The sequence below is a fragment of the Streptomyces sp. A2-16 genome, assembly GCF_018128905.1.
In the GTDB taxonomy this organism is placed as follows: Bacteria; Actinomycetota; Actinomycetes; order Streptomycetales; family Streptomycetaceae; genus Streptomyces.
In genome coordinates, this window is record NZ_CP063808.1 from 3,128,163 (window position 1) to 3,143,506 (window position 15,344).

At 72.1% G+C, this 15,344-nt stretch carries 12 protein-coding genes; 7 read left to right on the forward strand and 5 right to left on the reverse strand.

From position 1 onward, the window contains the following. Positions 1-32 precede the first annotated feature (32 nt). From IOD14_RS14080 to IOD14_RS14090, 3 genes are read left to right on the forward strand one after another with little or no spacing between them, the layout of a single operon-like run. Positions 33-1,538, forward strand: a complete 1,506-nt coding sequence (locus IOD14_RS14080) for a GMC oxidoreductase (protein ID WP_212670400.1) — start codon at positions 33-35, stop codon at positions 1,536-1,538. A 30-nt stretch (positions 1,539-1,568) separates the two neighbouring features. Then, positions 1,569-2,180 (forward strand): nucleoside deaminase, encoded by a 612-nt coding sequence (locus IOD14_RS14085; RefSeq protein WP_123994117.1) that lies wholly within the window; start codon positions 1,569-1,571, stop codon positions 2,178-2,180. Continuing rightward, the gene (locus IOD14_RS14090) at positions 2,177-3,217 is read left to right on the forward strand and encodes a sugar phosphate isomerase/epimerase (protein ID WP_212670401.1); all 1,041 of its coding nucleotides are present in this window, start codon (positions 2,177-2,179) and stop codon (positions 3,215-3,217) included. The genes IOD14_RS14085 and IOD14_RS14090 overlap by 4 nt, the downstream gene beginning before the upstream one ends. Here the strand turns inward: IOD14_RS14090 and IOD14_RS14095 are convergent. After that, the gene (locus IOD14_RS14095; RefSeq protein ID WP_123994115.1) at positions 3,102-4,400 is read right to left on the reverse strand and encodes an MFS transporter; all 1,299 of its coding nucleotides are present in this window, start codon (positions 4,398-4,400) and stop codon (positions 3,102-3,104) included. The two genes, IOD14_RS14090 and IOD14_RS14095, sit on opposite strands and share 116 nt — an antisense overlap. A 156-nt stretch (positions 4,401-4,556) precedes the next feature. Here IOD14_RS14095 and IOD14_RS14100 point away from each other — a divergent pair, with 156 nt between their 5' ends. Both IOD14_RS14100 and IOD14_RS14105 read left to right on the forward strand, forming a co-directional pair. Next, the gene (locus IOD14_RS14100; protein ID WP_123994114.1) at positions 4,557-6,611 is read left to right on the forward strand and encodes a phospholipase C, phosphocholine-specific; all 2,055 of its coding nucleotides are present in this window, start codon (positions 4,557-4,559) and stop codon (positions 6,609-6,611) included. 63 nt (positions 6,612-6,674) lie between these two features. After that, a complete protein-coding gene (locus IOD14_RS14105) occupies positions 6,675-7,508 on the forward strand; it encodes a phospholipid scramblase-related protein (RefSeq protein ID WP_123994113.1) in 834 nt (277 codons plus the stop codon). A gap of 6 nt (positions 7,509-7,514) precedes the next feature. Here IOD14_RS14105 and IOD14_RS14110 read toward each other — a convergent pair whose 3' ends face one another. Together IOD14_RS14110 and IOD14_RS14115 are read right to left on the reverse strand one after the other, a co-directional pair. Beyond that, entirely contained in the window at positions 7,515-8,462 is a 948-nt protein-coding gene (locus tag IOD14_RS14110; protein WP_123994112.1) for a hypothetical protein, read from the reverse strand. Beyond that, positions 8,459-9,262: a phosphatase PAP2 family protein gene (locus IOD14_RS14115; protein ID WP_123994111.1), complete on the reverse strand. Its 804-nt coding sequence runs from the start codon at positions 9,260-9,262 to the stop codon at positions 8,459-8,461. The genes IOD14_RS14110 and IOD14_RS14115 overlap by 4 nt, the downstream gene beginning before the upstream one ends. 233 nt (positions 9,263-9,495) lie before the next feature. Here IOD14_RS14115 and IOD14_RS14120 point away from each other — a divergent pair, with 233 nt between their 5' ends. Beyond that, positions 9,496-10,110, forward strand: a complete 615-nt coding sequence (locus IOD14_RS14120; RefSeq protein WP_123994110.1) for a TetR/AcrR family transcriptional regulator — start codon at positions 9,496-9,498, stop codon at positions 10,108-10,110. A gap of 150 nt (positions 10,111-10,260) precedes the next feature. Here the strand turns inward: IOD14_RS14120 and IOD14_RS14125 are convergent, their stop codons facing one another. Further along, on the reverse strand, positions 10,261-11,268 hold the full coding sequence (locus IOD14_RS14125) for a DUF2510 domain-containing protein (RefSeq protein WP_212670402.1): 1,008 nt from the start codon (positions 11,266-11,268) through the stop codon (positions 10,261-10,263). A 525-nt stretch (positions 11,269-11,793) separates the two neighbouring features. Between IOD14_RS14125 and IOD14_RS14130 the strand changes: the two genes are divergently transcribed. Continuing rightward, positions 11,794-14,463, forward strand: a complete 2,670-nt coding sequence (locus tag IOD14_RS14130; protein ID WP_123994108.1) for an AAA family ATPase — start codon at positions 11,794-11,796, stop codon at positions 14,461-14,463. Positions 14,464-14,512: 49 nt separating this feature from the next. On the opposite strand, the gene IOD14_RS14135 is transcribed toward IOD14_RS14130, so the two are convergent. Further along, positions 14,513-15,304: an SDR family NAD(P)-dependent oxidoreductase gene (locus IOD14_RS14135; RefSeq protein ID WP_123994107.1), complete on the reverse strand. Its 792-nt coding sequence runs from the start codon at positions 15,302-15,304 to the stop codon at positions 14,513-14,515. Positions 15,305-15,344 lie beyond the last annotated feature (40 nt).

Consider the following 15,344-nt stretch of genomic DNA (forward strand, 5'->3'; position numbering starts at 1 on the left):
ACCCCCCACAACTCCTCCTGCTGGAGCCTCACTTGACGCACCACCCCCGCACCGACGTCCTCGTCGTGGGCAGCGGCATCATGGGATCCCTCGTGGCCCGCCTGCTGCGCGACGGCGACCCCGGTCTGCGCATCACCATGGTCGACGGCGGCACCGCGATCGGCGGTGCGCCCGGCCTGCACCTGCACGACCTCGACGACCCCGAGCTGTGGTCCCGCTACAACGAACAGGTCGCCACCGGCATCCAGGGCATGTACACCGGCGCCGAGGTGGTCCGCGAGGTCGCCGACCGCCTCACCGACCTGAGCCCCGGCATGTTCCACGCGCTCGCCTTCGGCGAGGACGCCGAGGCGATGCCGCAGGCCGCGCTCGCCTGGAACGCGGGCGGCATGGGCGTGCACTGGACCGCGGCGACCCCGTGGCCGGCCGGGGACGAGGTGTTCGACTTCGGGGACCCCGGCCGCTGGAGCTCCGACCTCGACACCGCGCGCCGGCTCCTCGCCGTCACACCCGCCGCGATCGGCCCGACCAAGGTCGGCGAACTCGTGCTCGACGTCCTCAACCGCCGCTACGGCGCACTCGGACCGGGCGACCGGGCGCCCCAGCCCATGCCCATGGCCGTCACCCCCACCCCGTCGGGCCCGATGCCCCGCACCGCACCCGGGACGATCTTCCCCGCGATCGCCACCGGCGCCGACCCCGCCTTCACCCTGCTGACCGGCACCCTGGTCACCTCCCTGACCAGGGCCGGTGACGGCCGGGTCGCGGGCGCCAGGCTGCGCCGCGTAGCCGACGGCGCCGAGTCGGAACTGCGCGCGGACACCGTGGTGGTGTGCGCCGACGCCCTGCGCACCCCCCAACTCCTGTTCGCCTCCGGCATCCGGCCCCCGGCGCTCGGCCGCCACCTCAACGAGCACGCCTTCGTCACCGCCCGGGTCCTCCTCGACCTCGACCGGTTCGGCCTCGACCTCGACGACCTGCCCCTGCCGCGCCCCGGCGAGTTCAGCACGGACTCGCTCTGGCTGCCCTGCAACGGAACCGCGCAGCCCTTCCACGGCCAGATCATGAACCGCACGTACGTCGACGAGGAGGGCCGACGGCTCGCGCATTCCGTGGGCCTGTCGCTGTACGTCCCCGTCGAGTCCCGCCCGGAGAACCGGCTGGTGTTCTCGGCGACCGAGACCGACCTCGCCGGACTGCCCCGCATCCGGGTCGAGTTCGACCACTCCGACGCCGACCGGGCGCTGATCGGACGGGCGCTGGACGAGGTCCGTTCCGTCGCCGAGGAGTTCGGCCCCTTCGACCCCGCGACCGAGTGCAGGGTGCTCCCGCCCGGCTCGTCGCTCCATCTCACCGGCACCGTCAGGGCGGGCGTCAGCGACGACGGCACCAGTGTGTGCGACCCGGACGGAAGGGTCTGGGGCTTCGACAACCTGTATCTGGCGGGCAACGGAGTCGTTCCCACGGCGATGGCCGCCAACGTCACCCTGACCGGCGCGGTCACCGCGGTACGGGCCGCCCGTGCCGTGGCCGCGTGAGCACCTGAACCATCCGAGAGGAACCGAACCGTGATCGACATCGCGAAGGAATACCGCGTGGCCCTGCCCGCGTGGATCGACGACGAACTCGCCGACGTACCCGCCGTCGCGCCCTCCCGCGAGGACCGGATGCGTCTCGTCCACCGCCTCGCCGACCGCAACTGGCGCGAGGGCAACGGCGGTCCGTTCGCGGCGCTCGTCGCCGAGCGCGAGAGCGGCCGGATCGTCTCCGTCGGCGTGAACGTCGTCCTGTCCACGGGCGTCTCCAGTGCGCACGCCGAGGTCGTCGCGCTGGGCCTCGCCCAGAAGGCGACCGGCGGCTGGGACCTCGGCGCCGACGGTCTGCCCGCCCATGAACTGGTCGTCAACTGGCGTCCCTGCGTGCAGTGCTACGGCGCCACGATGTGGTCCGGGGTGCGCGGCCTCGTGGTGGCGGGTCAGGGCCCGGAACTGGAGGAGATCACCACGTTCGACGAGGGCCCGGTCCGCTCCGACTGGGCCGAGCAGTTCGAGGCACGCGGCATCGAGGTCGTGGGGGACGTCCTGCGGGACGAGGCGCTCGCCGTGTTCCGCGGCTACCGCAAGGCCGTGGACGAGTCCGACGGTGTCGTCGTCTACAACGCGCGCGGAGGAGCCGAATGAACCCCCGGTTCGCCACGGACGTCATCACCTTCTATCACCCCGGGTTCTGGGACCTGGAGTCCGCCGAGGCGGTGCGCGACTGGGCCGCAGCGCATCCGGACCGCTTCTGGCACCGGGTGATGGACACCCTGGCCGAGACCGAGGTCACCGGTGTCGAGCTGACGTTCGCGCCCGGCGGGATGGACTCGGCCCTGCGGGCCTTCGGCAGCGCAGAGGGGTTCCGCCGCGAACTCTCGGCCCGCGGCCTCGCGGTCGTCAGCGCCTTCGTCGCCGAGAGCGACGCCCCCGACTGGCGGCACGGCGACGACCTGCCCGCGATCGTCGCCGACGCCGAGCGCCGCGCCGCCTTCCTCGCCGAGACCGGCGCCGGACTCCTCGTCGCCGGGCTGCCGATGCGCACGACGTACGGCACCCGCCCGCCCTTCTTCGTCGACGCGGCCTACATGACCCGCATGGCCGACATCGCGCACGCGGTCGGCGAGGCGGTCTCCCGGTACGGGGTGAAGCTGGCCTTCCACACGGAGTCGAACAGCACCCTCTGGTACGAGCGGGACATCGACCTGTTCATGGCCCTCACCGACCCGCGCTACGTCTGGCTGTGCCCCGACTCCTGCCACATCGCCCTCGGCGGCGGCGACCCCGTGGCCGTGGCCCGCCGCCACGCCCCGCGCATCGCCCTGGCCCACTGGAAGGACGCGGTGCGCCCGATCGACGTCCACCTCACCGTCGACGACACCGTGTACGCCCAACAGCAGCCGTACATGACCGAGTTGGGCCAGGGGATCGTGGACTGGGCGGGCTGGGCCGACGCGATGTCCCGCACACCGGGCGCCCACACGGTCCTCATCGAGCTGGACGAGGCGGCGGACCCCGTCACGGCGCTGAGGTCGGGAACGGCGGTGGCGAAGAGGGCCTTGGCCCTCACCGCCGCAGCTCCGCATGAGCGGTCTCCGGCAACCGCAGGTACACCAGCGAGGACCCGAGACACAGCACCGCCACATACCAGGGGAACAACCCCCCGTACCCCCACTCCTTGAACAGCGTGCCCACGTACGGCGCCGTCCCGCCGAACAGGGCGACCGTCAGGGAGTAGGGGAAACCGATCCCGGCCGCCCGCACCCGTGGCGGGAACACCTCCGCGTTCACCGCCGCGCTGATCGACGTGAACCCGGTCAGCAGCACCATGCCCGCGCACTGGACGAGCAACAGCACGGCGAACGAGTCCCGCAGCGCGTGCAGCAGCGGCACGCTCAGCAGCGCGAAGCCCACCCCGAAGAAGAGGAGCAGGGGCCGACGCCCGAACCGGTCCGACAGCATTCCTCCCAGGGGCTGGAGCAGGCCGAAGAAGGCCAGCGAGATCGTCCCGGCGAGCAGTGCGTCGGACTTCTCGACACCGGCGTTGAGTTCGGCGTACGTCGGCAGATACGACGTCCACGTGTAGTACGCGATCGTGCCGCCCATCGTGATCCCGCAGATCAGCAGGGACTCGCGCGGATGGCGGCGCAACGCCTCCAGCAGACCGGGACGCGGGCCGCCGCGCTGCTCCTCGCTCCGCGTCTCCTGCGCACCCTGCCGGATCCAGAACCCGACCAGGGACAGTACGGCCCCGAGCACGAACGGCACCCGCCAGCCCCAGCCGTCCATCCGTTCCTCGCTGAGCGTGTCCACCAGCACGGTGGCGATCCCGGACGCGACGAGCTGGCCCGCGGTCGTCGACACGTACTGGAAGCTGGAGAACAGCCCGCGCCGGCCGGGCCCCGCGGACTCGACCAGGAAGGTCGTCGAGGCCGCGAACTCCCCGCCCACGGAAAGCCCTTGGAGCAGTCGCGCAAGCACCAGCACGACCGGGGACAGGACGCCGACCGCCGCGTACGTCGGCGTCAGTCCGACCAGCAGACTGCTGCCGCCCATCAGCAGAATCGTGACCGTCAGCGCGGCCCGCCGCCCGTGCCGGTCCGCGATCGCCCCCATCAGCAGCCCGCCGACCGGCCGCATGAAGAACCCCACCGCGAACACCGCGAACGTCGACAGGAGCGGCACCAGAGAGTTGTCCGCGCCCTTGGGGAAGACCGCGGCGGCGATGTAGGTGGCCAGAAAGGTGTAGGCGTACCAGTCGTACCACTCGACGGCGTTGCCGACGGAGGCGGCGAGGAGCTGGCGTACGGGCCGTTTCGTCGGCGGCGCGTCCGGACGTGTCGTCTCTGTCATGATCGCGGCCATTCCCCGCCCGAGGCTCGCAACACCTCCCGTACCCGCGACTTTCACATCAGCGCCACCGGACCCTTCCCTGACGTTTGGTGGGCTTGGAACACTCGCTGCGCGCACCTTCCGTCACATTCGGGCCATCGATGCGCAGGATTGAGAGGTCCCTCACTCATGTCCGACGTCAACCGGCGCAGATTCCTCCAACTCGCGGGTGCCACGACGGCGTTCAGCGCGCTCTCGAACAGCATCCAGCGCGCCGCCGCCCTTCCGGCCCACCACCGCACGGGGACGATCGAGGACGTCGAGCACGTCGTCGTCCTGATGCAGGAGAACCGGTCCTTCGACCACTACTTCGGCTCGCTCAGAGGCGTGCGCGGCTTCGGCGACCCGCGCCCGGTGACGCTGGACAACGGCAAGTCCGTCTGGCACCAGACGGACGGGAACGGCAAGGAGATCCTGCCGTTCCGTCCCGAGGCCGACGACCTGGGCCTGCAGTTCATCCAGGACCTCCCGCACGGCTGGAACGACGGACACGCCGCCTTCAACGGGGGCAAGTACGACAAATGGGTCCCGAACAAGGGGTCCACGACCATGGCGTACCTGACCCGCGAGGACATTCCCTTCCACTACGCCCTCGCGGACTCCTTCACCATCTGCGACGCCTACCACTGCTCGTTCATCGGCTCGACCGACCCCAACCGCTACTACATGTGGACGGGGTACACGGGCAACGACGGCCAGGGCGGCGGCCCGGTCCTCGGCAACGACGAGGTCGGCTACGGCTGGACCACCTACCCCGAGCGCCTGGAGAAGGCCGGCGTCTCCTGGAAGATCTACCAGGACGTCGGCGACGGCCTCGACGCGAACGGCTCCTGGGGCTGGATCCCGGACGCCTACCGCGGCAACTACGGCGACAACTCGCTCCTCTACTTCAACCAGTACCGCAACGCCAAGCCCGGCGACCCGCTGTACGACAAGGCCCGCACCGGCACCGACTACACCAAGGGCGAGGGCTACTTCGACCGGCTCAAGGCCGACGTCAAGGCCGGGAAGCTGCCCCAGGTCTCCTGGATCGTCGCCCCCGAGGCCTTCACCGAGCACCCCAACTGGCCCGCCAACTACGGTGCCTGGTACATCGCCCAGGTCCTGGACGCGCTCACCTCCGACCCGAAGGTCTGGGCGAGGACTGCCCTGTTCATCACCTACGACGAGAACGACGGCTTCTTCGACCACGTGGTCCCGGCGTACCCGGCGGGATCCGTCGCGCAGGGCAAGTCCACGGTCGACCCCGCCCTCGACCTCTTCAAGGGCGACGCCGGCCACCCGGCCGGACCCTACGGACTCGGCCAGCGCGTGCCCATGCTCGTCGTCTCGCCCTGGAGCAAGGGCGGTTACGTCTGCTCAGAGACGCTGGACCACACCTCGATCATCCGCTTCCTGGAGACCCGGTTCGGCGTCCACGAGCCCAACATCTCGCCTTGGCGGCGCGCGGTCTGCGGTGATCTCACCTCGGCCTTCGACTTCTCCCGCAAGGACACCAGGCCGGTCGCCCTCCCGGACACCGACGGCTACGAACCGCCGGACCGCGAGCGCCACCCCGACTACGTGCCGGTCCCGCCCGCCGTCGGTGCCCTGCCGAAGCAGGAGCGCGGGCTGCGCCCCGCCCGACCGCTCAAGTACGCCCCGCACGTGGACGGTTCGGTGGACGCGAAGAGCGGGAAGTTCACGCTCGCCTTCGCCTCCGGCGCCAAGGCCGGTGCCGCCTTCCTGGTGACCTCCGGCAACCGCACGGACGGACCCTGGAGTTACACCACCGAGGCCGGCAAGACCGTCTCGGACACCTGGAACTCGGCGTACTCGAAGGGGTCGTACGACCTGACCGTGCACGGTCCCGGCGGCTTCCTGCGTGCCTTCAAGGGGTCGAACAAGGCCGCGGGTCCCGAGGTCACCGCCCGCCACCGCGGCGACGACGTCGAGCTGTCCTTCACCAACAAGGGCTCCGGCACGGTCCGTCTGCAGGTCGTGAGCGGCTACGGCGGCCGGACGAAGACGTTCACGGTGCGGGCCGGGTCCACCGTCCGGCACACCTTCGACCTCAAGGCCGGGAGGCGCTGGTACGACCTGACGGTCACGTCCGAGAGCGACGCGGCCTTTGTGCGACGGTTCGCCGGACATGTCGAGAACGGGCGTCCCGGGGTGAGCGACCCGGCCGTAATCACCAGGTAAAGGCGGTCGGGGTACCGCCGAACAGGTGGCCGAACAGTGATCGTGCCGGGGTAGTGTGCCCCGGTGACCACGCATTCGAACACACCTGCAGGCTGGTACCCCGATCCGCACGGAGCGTCCCAGACGCTCCGTTACTGGGACGGGGCGCAGTGGACCCAGCACACCAACAGCGAGCAGCAGGGGGCCGGGCAGGCGCCTCAGACTCCCCAGATGCCGCAGCAGTCGGCCGGTCCCGACCCGCGCGTGCAGCGTCAGGTGCAGCAGCAGGCCGGGGTCACGGCGGACGGCACGGGCGGCGGCACGCTGTTCACCGAGCCGGTGCTCGTGGTGAACCAGAAGGCCAAGCTGATCGAGGTGACCAACGAGTACAAGGTCATGGATCAGAACGGCAACCAGCTCGGTTCCGTCACCCAGGTCGGGCAGAGCGCGCTGAAGAAGGTGCTGCGCTTCGTCTCCAGCCTCGACCAGTACATGACCCACAAGCTGGAGATCCGTGACGCCCACGGTCAGCCGGTGCTCCTGCTGACACGGCCGGCGAAGTTCCTCAAGTCCCGGGTGATCGTGCAGCGCCCGGACGGGTCGCAGGTGGGCGAGATCGTCCAGCAGAACGTCATCGGGAAGATCAACTTCGCGATCAACGTGGACGGGCAGCAGGTCGGCGCCATCAAGGCCGAGAACTGGCGGGCCTGGAACTTCGCGATCGTCGACCACACGGAGAACGAGGTCGCCCGGATCACGAAGACGTGGGAGGGACTCGCCAAGACGATGTTCACGACCGCGGACAACTACGTGCTGCAGATCCACTACCAACTGCCCGAACCGCTGTTGAGCCTGGTCGTCGCCACGGCGTTGACCGTGGACACGGCGCTGAAGCAGGACGCTCGCGGGTTCGGCTGAGCCGGCCTACAGCGCGGTCAGGTGCCCCGGCTCGGGCTGCCGGGGCACGCCCATGTCCCGCAGCGCCGGTTCCACCGACGCCGTCGACGGCTCCAGCCTCAGGACCGCCGCCACCGGGTGTTCCTCGTCCGCCGGGACCTGGGGCATCCGGGTCAGCAGCACGACGCCCCACGCCGCCAGGCCCGCTCCCGCCAGCGCCAGCAGGACGCCCGCCGCGCCGCCCCGCAGGCCCTCGCCCAGGAGGGACAGGCCGATCACAGCGGCGGCCACCGGATTGGCCAGGGTCACCACCGCCAGCGGGGCGCCCAGACCGTCGCGGTAGGCGGTCTGGGAGAGCAGGAGCCCACCCGCGGCGAAGGCCGCCACGAGCAGGGCCACGCCGATCACCTGGACGCTGAGGAGCGACTGGGAACGGTCGGTCGCGGCGACCGTCACGGTCTGGGTGAGCGCGGAGGCCACTCCCGAGGCGACCCCGGACGCCGACGCGTGCCGTATCCCGGGCCGGGCGCCGGGACGGGCCAGCAGCCCGATCAGCGCCGCCGTCACCGCGGCCACCGCCACCGCCTCGGAGGTGCTCAGCACCTTCCCGGGCGCGGAGCCGGACGCCACCACCAGGATCGCGGCGAGGCCGGCCAGGGTGTACGCGGTGCCCCGCCACTCCGTCGCGCCGACCCGGCGCCCCGCGATCCGCGCGCCCAGCGGCACCGCGGCGACCAGGGTGAGGGCGCCGAGCGGCTGGACCACGGTCAGGGGGCCGTACTTGAGCGCGACGACGTGCAGCAGCGCCGCCGCCGCGTTGAGCCCGACCGATCCCCACCAGGCACCCGAGCCCAGCATCCGCAGCACACCGGTGCCGGGGTTGCGGGAGGCGAGGCGCTCCTGGGCGACGGCGGCGGCCGCGTAGGCGACGGAGGAGAGCAGGGACAGTCCTACGGCGAGCAGGGTGGCGTTCATCGGCCCGCTCCGACCAGGACGTTCTCCTTGGGGTCGGCCGACGCGAGCCGCTCCTGCGCCCGGCCCGCGGTCGTGACCGTCCGCCGCGGCGCGTGGATGACCGCCAGGGCGATGCCGAGCAGGGCCGCGGCCACGATCGCGTCCATCCAGTAGTGGTTCGCCGTGCCGACGATGACCACCAGGGTCACCAGCGGGTGCAGCAGCCACAGCCAGCGGTGACGCGAGCGGGTCGCCACGATCAGGCCGATCGCCACCATCAGGGCCCAGCCGAAGTGCAGCGAGGGCATCGCCGCGAACTGGTTGGAGAGGGTGTCGGTCTGCGGCGGGCCGTACACGGAGGGGCCGTAGACCTTGGCGGTGTCGACCAGCCCGGCCGCCGCCAGCATCCGCGGCGGGGCCAGCGGGAAGACGAGGTGCAGCACCAGGGCGGCGCCGGTCAGCGCGGCGAGGACGCGCCGGGCCCAGACGTAGTGGGCGGGGCGCTTGAGGTACAGCCAGACCAGGAACGCGACCGTGGCCGGGAAGTGGACGGTCGCGTAGTAGGTGTTCGCCAGGTGCGCGAGGGTGTCGCCGTGCAGCAGCAGCGACTGCACCGAGCCCTCCGAGGGCAGGTGCAGGGTCCGTTCCCAGTCCCACACGCGGTCGGCGTTGCGGAAGGCCTCGGTGGTGTGGCCCGTGACCAGTTGCCGGCCGAACTTGTAGACGAGGAAGAGTCCTACGACGAGCAGGAGCTCACGGACGAGCGGCGGCCGCGCTGTCGCGTCCGGCTCCGCTTCTGAAGGCTCGGTGCGGGCATTCATTCCCCCGGCCCTTTCGCTGACGGTGGTGCAGGTGCTGAATCCGAACGAGGTGGTGACCGGTGCGGATTCCAAAACTAATCGATACGGCGTCGTACCGATACGCAAGTGTACCGATACGGTCGGGTACCGGTACACTCACGTATCGATAGACATACGCCACACTGGAATCCGGGAATGAAACGCGGCGACCGTGCAGCACGCCGGCCGCCGGAGCGAGACAAGGGGAAGAGCCGATGACGTCGCAGGCCGCGGACGGACCGGAGACGGTCGCCGCCTCGCGCCGCTCCAAGATCACGCCGGAGCGTGAGCAGGAGTTCTTCGACGCCGTACTCGAACAGATCCGTGAATGCGGATACGACGCCGTGACCATGGAGGGTGTCGCCGCCAGCACGCGTTGCAGCAAGTCCACCCTCTACCGGCAGTGGAAGACCAAACCCCAGTTCGTGGTGGCCGCGCTGCGCTCCCGCCGCAGGTCGAAGTTCGACGGGATCGACACCGGATCGCTCGCCGACGACCTGCGCGAGGCCGCCCGGGCCGCGGGCCGGTGGTCGATGCACGACACCAAGCTGCTCCAGGCACTCGGCCACGCCGTCACCCAGGACGCGGAACTCGCGCGGGCCCTGCGGGAGGCGCTGGTCGATCCGGAGATCGCCGCACTGAGGCACATTCTCCAGCGTGGGGTCGACCGGGGCGAGATCGCCGCCGGACACCCGGCGCTGGAGTACATCCCGGCCCAGCTGTTCGGCGTCATCCGCGCGCGTCCCGTGGTCGACGGGGAGTACGCCGACCCGGACTACCTGGTCCGGTTCGTGGAGGCCGCCGTGCTGCCGGCACTCGGCCTGACCTGAGACCCGGGCCGCCGTCCACGGGATGACTGGACGGCTGCCCGATCGCGCCGCACCGTGGGGACGGGGGCGGCGCGCACCCCCCGGCCGGGTGGGGTTCCTCTTGAGCGGAGAGGCGCCCCACCCGGCCGACCGGTGTCCGGGGGCCGGCCGTCAGACGTCCTGGCCGCTGCCGCCGCCCGTCGACACCTTGATGCCCTTGGTGATGTCGTCGATCACGCCCTGACCCTCCTCGACGTCGACACCGAAGCGGACCACGACGATCTGCTGCGGGTTCGCCGGGGACGGGAAGGCCAGGGACTCGACATAGCCGTCCGAGCCCTTGCTGGTGACCGCCTTCCAGCGGACCCGGTACCCCTTCTGCCCGGCCACCGTCACCGCCTCGGAGTCGAGCACGTCGTGCGAGGTGATCGAACCGTAGGTCTTGCCGCCGTAGGACTGCTCGGCGTTGGCCTCGATGTCGGCCTTGGCGACCTGCTCGGCCGTGCTGCCCTTGGTGCCCAGCGCCAGGGCGGGCGCCGAGTAGGCACCGCCCTTCGTGCACTTCTCGGAGGTGTCGCCCGGGCAGGCGTAGGAGTCGTTCGAGGTCACGGACGCGCCGACCTGGATCTCCTGGCCGTACCAGTCGTCCGGGATGGGCAGGCTGATCCCGTCGATCGAGTCGGTCACCGAACCGCTCTCGATCTTCGGCGCCTCGGATCCCTGCGGGGAGGGGGACGCGCCGCCGGAACCCCCGCTGCCGGAGCCGCCGCCACCGGAGCCCCCGTTGCCGCCGAAGGGCCCGCCCTGGCCCCCCGTGCCGCCGGGTCCGCCCTGGCCACCGGGCCCCTGCGAGTTGGCGGTGTTGCCGTTGCCGCTGTCGGCCAGCGCGTACACACCCACGCCTATGCTCGCCAGGACCACGACCGCCACCGCCACGGCTATGCCCATGCGGCCGCGCCGTGATCCGGTGGGCGGCTGGGCGGGGTACGGCGGATAGGCCGGGTACGGCCCGGCGTCCCCGGGGCTCGCGACCTGTTCGGGGGGACCCCATGCGGGGGCCGAGCCGGCGGGTCGGGTCCGCTCCGTCCACGCCTTGCCGTCCCACCAGCGCTCGGTGGCGGGACCGTCACTTGTCTGCCCGGGATCGGGATACCACCCGGGGGGAGTCTCCTGCGTCATGCCCCCACCGTATGAGCCCTCGGTGAAAGAGGGATGAGAGGGGCGTCCGCCGAATCCACGGACCCGCGCCCTCCGCCGGAAACCCGCCTCGCCGCAGACGGTCCCGGTCCCGGTGGCAGGGGCGCCCGGGCGGCGGGGTCCGCGACCCGGTGCCGACGCGATCACCCCGGTCCGGGGACGGGCTCCCTCGGTCCGGCTCGCACCGCAGTCGCCACCGCGCGCGTTCCGCCCCACCGCCTTCGTCGGCGCCCCATAGCACCGCTTGCCCCCGACCGCCCGCCGCGCGAACAGGGGAGTCCCCCGCGCTCTCGTCCCGGAGCCGCGCGCCGCCTCCGGCCGTTCCGTGCCCCACGACTGACTGATGGTCAGGTTTGTCGACAGCAGGTCACGGGCAAGGTGCGTCGCCTGCGCGTACTCCAGGTCACCCGTCATGGCAACAGCTGCTCCGACCGCCCTCCGCTTCCGCACCCGGACGGCTACGCTCGAGATCTGTACGTCGTTCGGGCGACTTGGGGAGGTAGCGGGATGACGGAGGTACGGCCCATGGCGGCCGCCCCGGCCTCGCTGTGGGAGCGCGACGAGGAACTCGCCGCCGTCGAAAGGGCCGTCGACTCCCTGTGCGAGGGCCGCACGTCCTCGGGCGGTGTGCTGGTGATCCGCGGCGAGGCGGGCTTCGGCAAGACCGCCCTGCTGGCCGAGACCCGCCGCATCGCCGAGGCACGCGGCTGCACGGTCTGGTCGGCCCGCGGCGGCGAGACCCTCAGGTCCGTCCCCTTCAACGTCGTACGACAACTGCTCCAGCCCGCCCTCCTGTCACTGATGCCCGAGGAGGCCCGCGAGTACCTCGGCGACTGGTACGACATCGCAGGCCCCGCCCTCGGCATCGCGGACCCGGGGGAGCGCCAGGCCGACCCGCAGGGCGTGTGCGACGGACTGGTCGCCGCGGTGCGCCGGCTGGCCCGCCGGGACTGGCCGCTCGTGCTGATGGTCGACGACGCCCACTGGGCCGACCAGGAGACCCTGCGCTGGCTCGCCGCCTTCACCGAGCGCCTGGACGACCTGTCCGTCCTGGTCGTGGTGGCCCGGCGCCCCGGCGAGGCCACCACCGAGAGCGCCCGCCTCCTGGAGGCGGTGGCCTCCGCCGCGGGCAGCCCCGTCACCAACCTCAGTGCCCTCACCCCGGCCGCCGCCGCGGGACTCACCCGCGCCACCCTCGGCGAGCACGCCGACGCCCCCTTCTGCCGCGAGGTGTGGGCCGTCACCGGCGGCAACCCCTACGAGACCGTCGAACTCCTCGCCAAGGTCCGGGACAGCGAGATGGAGCCCAGCGAGGCCTCGGCGAACGAACTGCGCGAGCTGAACCGCTCGGCCCGCGGCGGCGGACTCGTCGCCCGCCTGGAGGAACTCGGCATCGACGCCACCCGGTTCGCCTGGGCGGCCGCGATCCTCGGCACCGACATCTCCGTCGGCCTGGCGGCCAGGCTCGCCACCCTGAAGCCGGAGAAGGCGGCCGTCTGCGCCGAACTGCTGCGCACCGCCCGCATCCTGACCGACACCGGAGCGGAGGACGGCGAGCTGGAGTTCGTCCACCCGCTGATCGCGACAGCCGTCTACGAGTCCATCCCCGACGCCCTGCGCACCGCCATGCACGGCATCGCCGCCCAACTCGTCACCGACTCCGGGCTCGGCGCGGCGGCCGCCTCCCGGCACCTGCTCCAGGTCCACCCGGACGACGACGAGGAACTCGTGGAGCAGCTGCGCGAGGCCGCCCGCGAGCACCTGCTCGTCGGCGCCCCCGACGCGGCCCGCCGCTGCCTGGAGCGCGCCCTGCGGGAACCCCCGGTACCCGAGGTCCACGCGAGCGTGCTCTTCGAGCTGGGCTGCGCCACCCTCCTCACGGCGCCCGCCAAGACCATCGACCACCTTCAGGCCGCGCTCGCGATGCCCGGCCTGGAGGGCTCCGCCCGGGTGGACGCCGTCGTCCGCCTCTCCCAGGCACTCATGCACAACAACCAGCTGGAGGAGGCCGTCCGCACCGTCGAGGCGGAGGCCGCCCGGCACGAGGACGGCCCCGCCAGGCTCCGTCTGCAGGCGGTGCAGTACACCTGGGAGGGGCTCTACCCGGGCGAGGCCACCTCCCCGGGGCGCTCCGAGCGCCTCGCCGCCCTGGCCGCCACCTGCACCGGCCGGGACAACTCCGAGCGCGCCCTGCTCATCCTGCGCGGCTTCGACGCGATGGCCCGCGGCGAGAGCGCCGAGGAGATCGCCGAAGTGTGCGACCGCGCCCTGGTCAACGGCCGCCTCGCGCCCGGACTCGGCTGGACCGACACCGAGTGGGGCCTCGAACTGCCGCTGATGCTGGCCAGCGCGTACGCCTTCACGGACCGGCTCGACCGGGCGGAGGCCCTGTACACCGAAGCCCTGCGCACCTACGAGTCGTCCGGCTGGAGCGGCGGCCACCTCGCGCTCGCCCATGCCTACGTCGGCCTCGCCCACCGGCGGCGCGGACGGCTCCGGGAGGCGGAGACCTCGCTGCGCGAGTCGCTGCGGCTCGCCGAGCGGGTCGGGCGCGGACTGCCGCTGTACTGGTCGGCGACCTGCAACCTGGTCGACACACTGCTCGCGCGCGGGCATGTCGAGGAAGCCTGGGCGATCGCCGAGCAGTACGGCTTCGCGCCGCCGTACCCGTCCACGATCGTGCTGCCCGACCCCCGGTCCGTGCGGGGGCGGCTGCTGCTGGCCGTCGGCCGGACCAAGGACGGCATCAACGAACTGGACGCGGCGGAGAAGGCGGCGGAGGTCCGCGGCCACCACAATCCGGTGCTGGTGCCGTGGGCCGTCGACCTGGCCCGGGCGCTCGCCCGCGAGGAGCCGGTGCGGGCCGCCCAGTTGGCCACCGAGGTCCGCCGGCACGCCGAGCGGCTCGGCACGGACACGGCGATCGGTGAGGCGCTGCGGTGTGCCGCCGTGCTGGAGACCGGGCAGCGGGCGGTGCGGCTGGCCGCGCAGGCGGTCGCCTATCTGGAGGCCTCGCCCTGCCAGTACGAGCACGCGGCGGCCCGGGTCGAGTACGGCATCGCGGCGCGGTCCGTGGCGGAGCTCAACCGGGGCCTGCAACTGGCGCGTTCGTGTGGCGCGGACGGTCTGGTGGCGCAGGCCAGGGAGGTGCTGGAGACGGGCCGGGGGCTGCGGTGAGCCGTCACCCGGCCGCCGCGCTGCGCCGGCCGGTCGCGCCCCCGGGGAGCTACGGCGCGAGCAGTCGGTCCGTCAGCGTCGCGAGGCGCTCGCGCACCTCCCGGTCGTACGTCCCCTCGTGCGCCCGGGCCGGACTCGTCCCGTCGAAATAGCGGCCCGTGCCCATGTCCTGGGTGGCCAGGGCCAGGACGCCCGGGGCTCCGTCGGCCACCGTCGACCACGGGGCCACTCCGCCCTCCCGGACCATCGCCGTGTCCATGAACGTGGCCGGGTGCAGCACGTTCACCGCGACCCCGGCCTCCGCAAGCTCCTCGGCCAGGGTGAAGGTGTGGGCGGCCAGCGCGAACTTGGCCCGGCAGTAGGCGGCGAAGCCGGCGTAGCCGTGCGTGAACTCCGGGTCGTCGAAGTCGAGCGGCTCCTGGCCCACCGAACCGACGTTGACGATCCGTCCGGGTGCGTTGGCGCGCAGCACCGGAAGCAGGGCGCGACTCAGGGCCACCGGCGCCAAGTAGTTCACCGCCAACCGCAGTTCATGCCCGTCCGCGCTCACCTCCCGGCCCGAGCCGGGCGAACCGGCGCCCACGCCCGCGTTGTTGACCAGGACATCGAGTCCGGGGTGGGCCTCGGCGACCTTCGCGCCCAGCTCGCGCACCTGGGCCAGTGAGGCGAGGTCGGCGACGAAACCGTCGGCCTCGCCCTCGGACCGCAACTCCTTCACCAAGGATCCGGTGCGTTCCGGGTCACGGCCGTGGGCGAGGACGGTGTGGCCGGAGCGGACCAGTTCGAAGGCGATGTGACGGCCGAGACCGGAGGTGGCGCCCGTGATCAGGATGGTCGACATGCCCCCACCGTAGGCGCCCCGCCGCACCCCGTGCCTGCCC

Coding starts and splice junctions, on each gene's coding strand:
- IOD14_RS14090 (WP_212670401.1), top strand. CDS start 2,177: ATGAACCCCCGGTTCGCCACGGACGTCATCACCTTCTATCACCCCGGG.
- IOD14_RS14095 (WP_123994115.1), bottom strand. CDS start 4,400: ATGGCCGCGATCATGACAGAGACGACACGTCCGGACGCGCCGCCGACG.
- IOD14_RS14100 (WP_123994114.1), top strand. CDS start 4,557: ATGTCCGACGTCAACCGGCGCAGATTCCTCCAACTCGCGGGTGCCACG.
- IOD14_RS14110 (WP_123994112.1), bottom strand. CDS start 8,462: ATGAACGCCACCCTGCTCGCCGTAGGACTGTCCCTGCTCTCCTCCGTC.
- IOD14_RS14115 (WP_123994111.1), bottom strand. CDS start 9,262: ATGAATGCCCGCACCGAGCCTTCAGAAGCGGAGCCGGACGCGACAGCG.
- IOD14_RS14120 (WP_123994110.1), top strand. CDS start 9,496: ATGACGTCGCAGGCCGCGGACGGACCGGAGACGGTCGCCGCCTCGCGC.
- IOD14_RS14125 (WP_212670402.1), bottom strand. CDS start 11,268: ATGACGCAGGAGACTCCCCCCGGGTGGTATCCCGATCCCGGGCAGACA.
- IOD14_RS14130 (WP_123994108.1), top strand. CDS start 11,794: ATGACGGAGGTACGGCCCATGGCGGCCGCCCCGGCCTCGCTGTGGGAG.
- IOD14_RS14135 (WP_123994107.1), bottom strand. CDS start 15,304: ATGTCGACCATCCTGATCACGGGCGCCACCTCCGGTCTCGGCCGTCAC.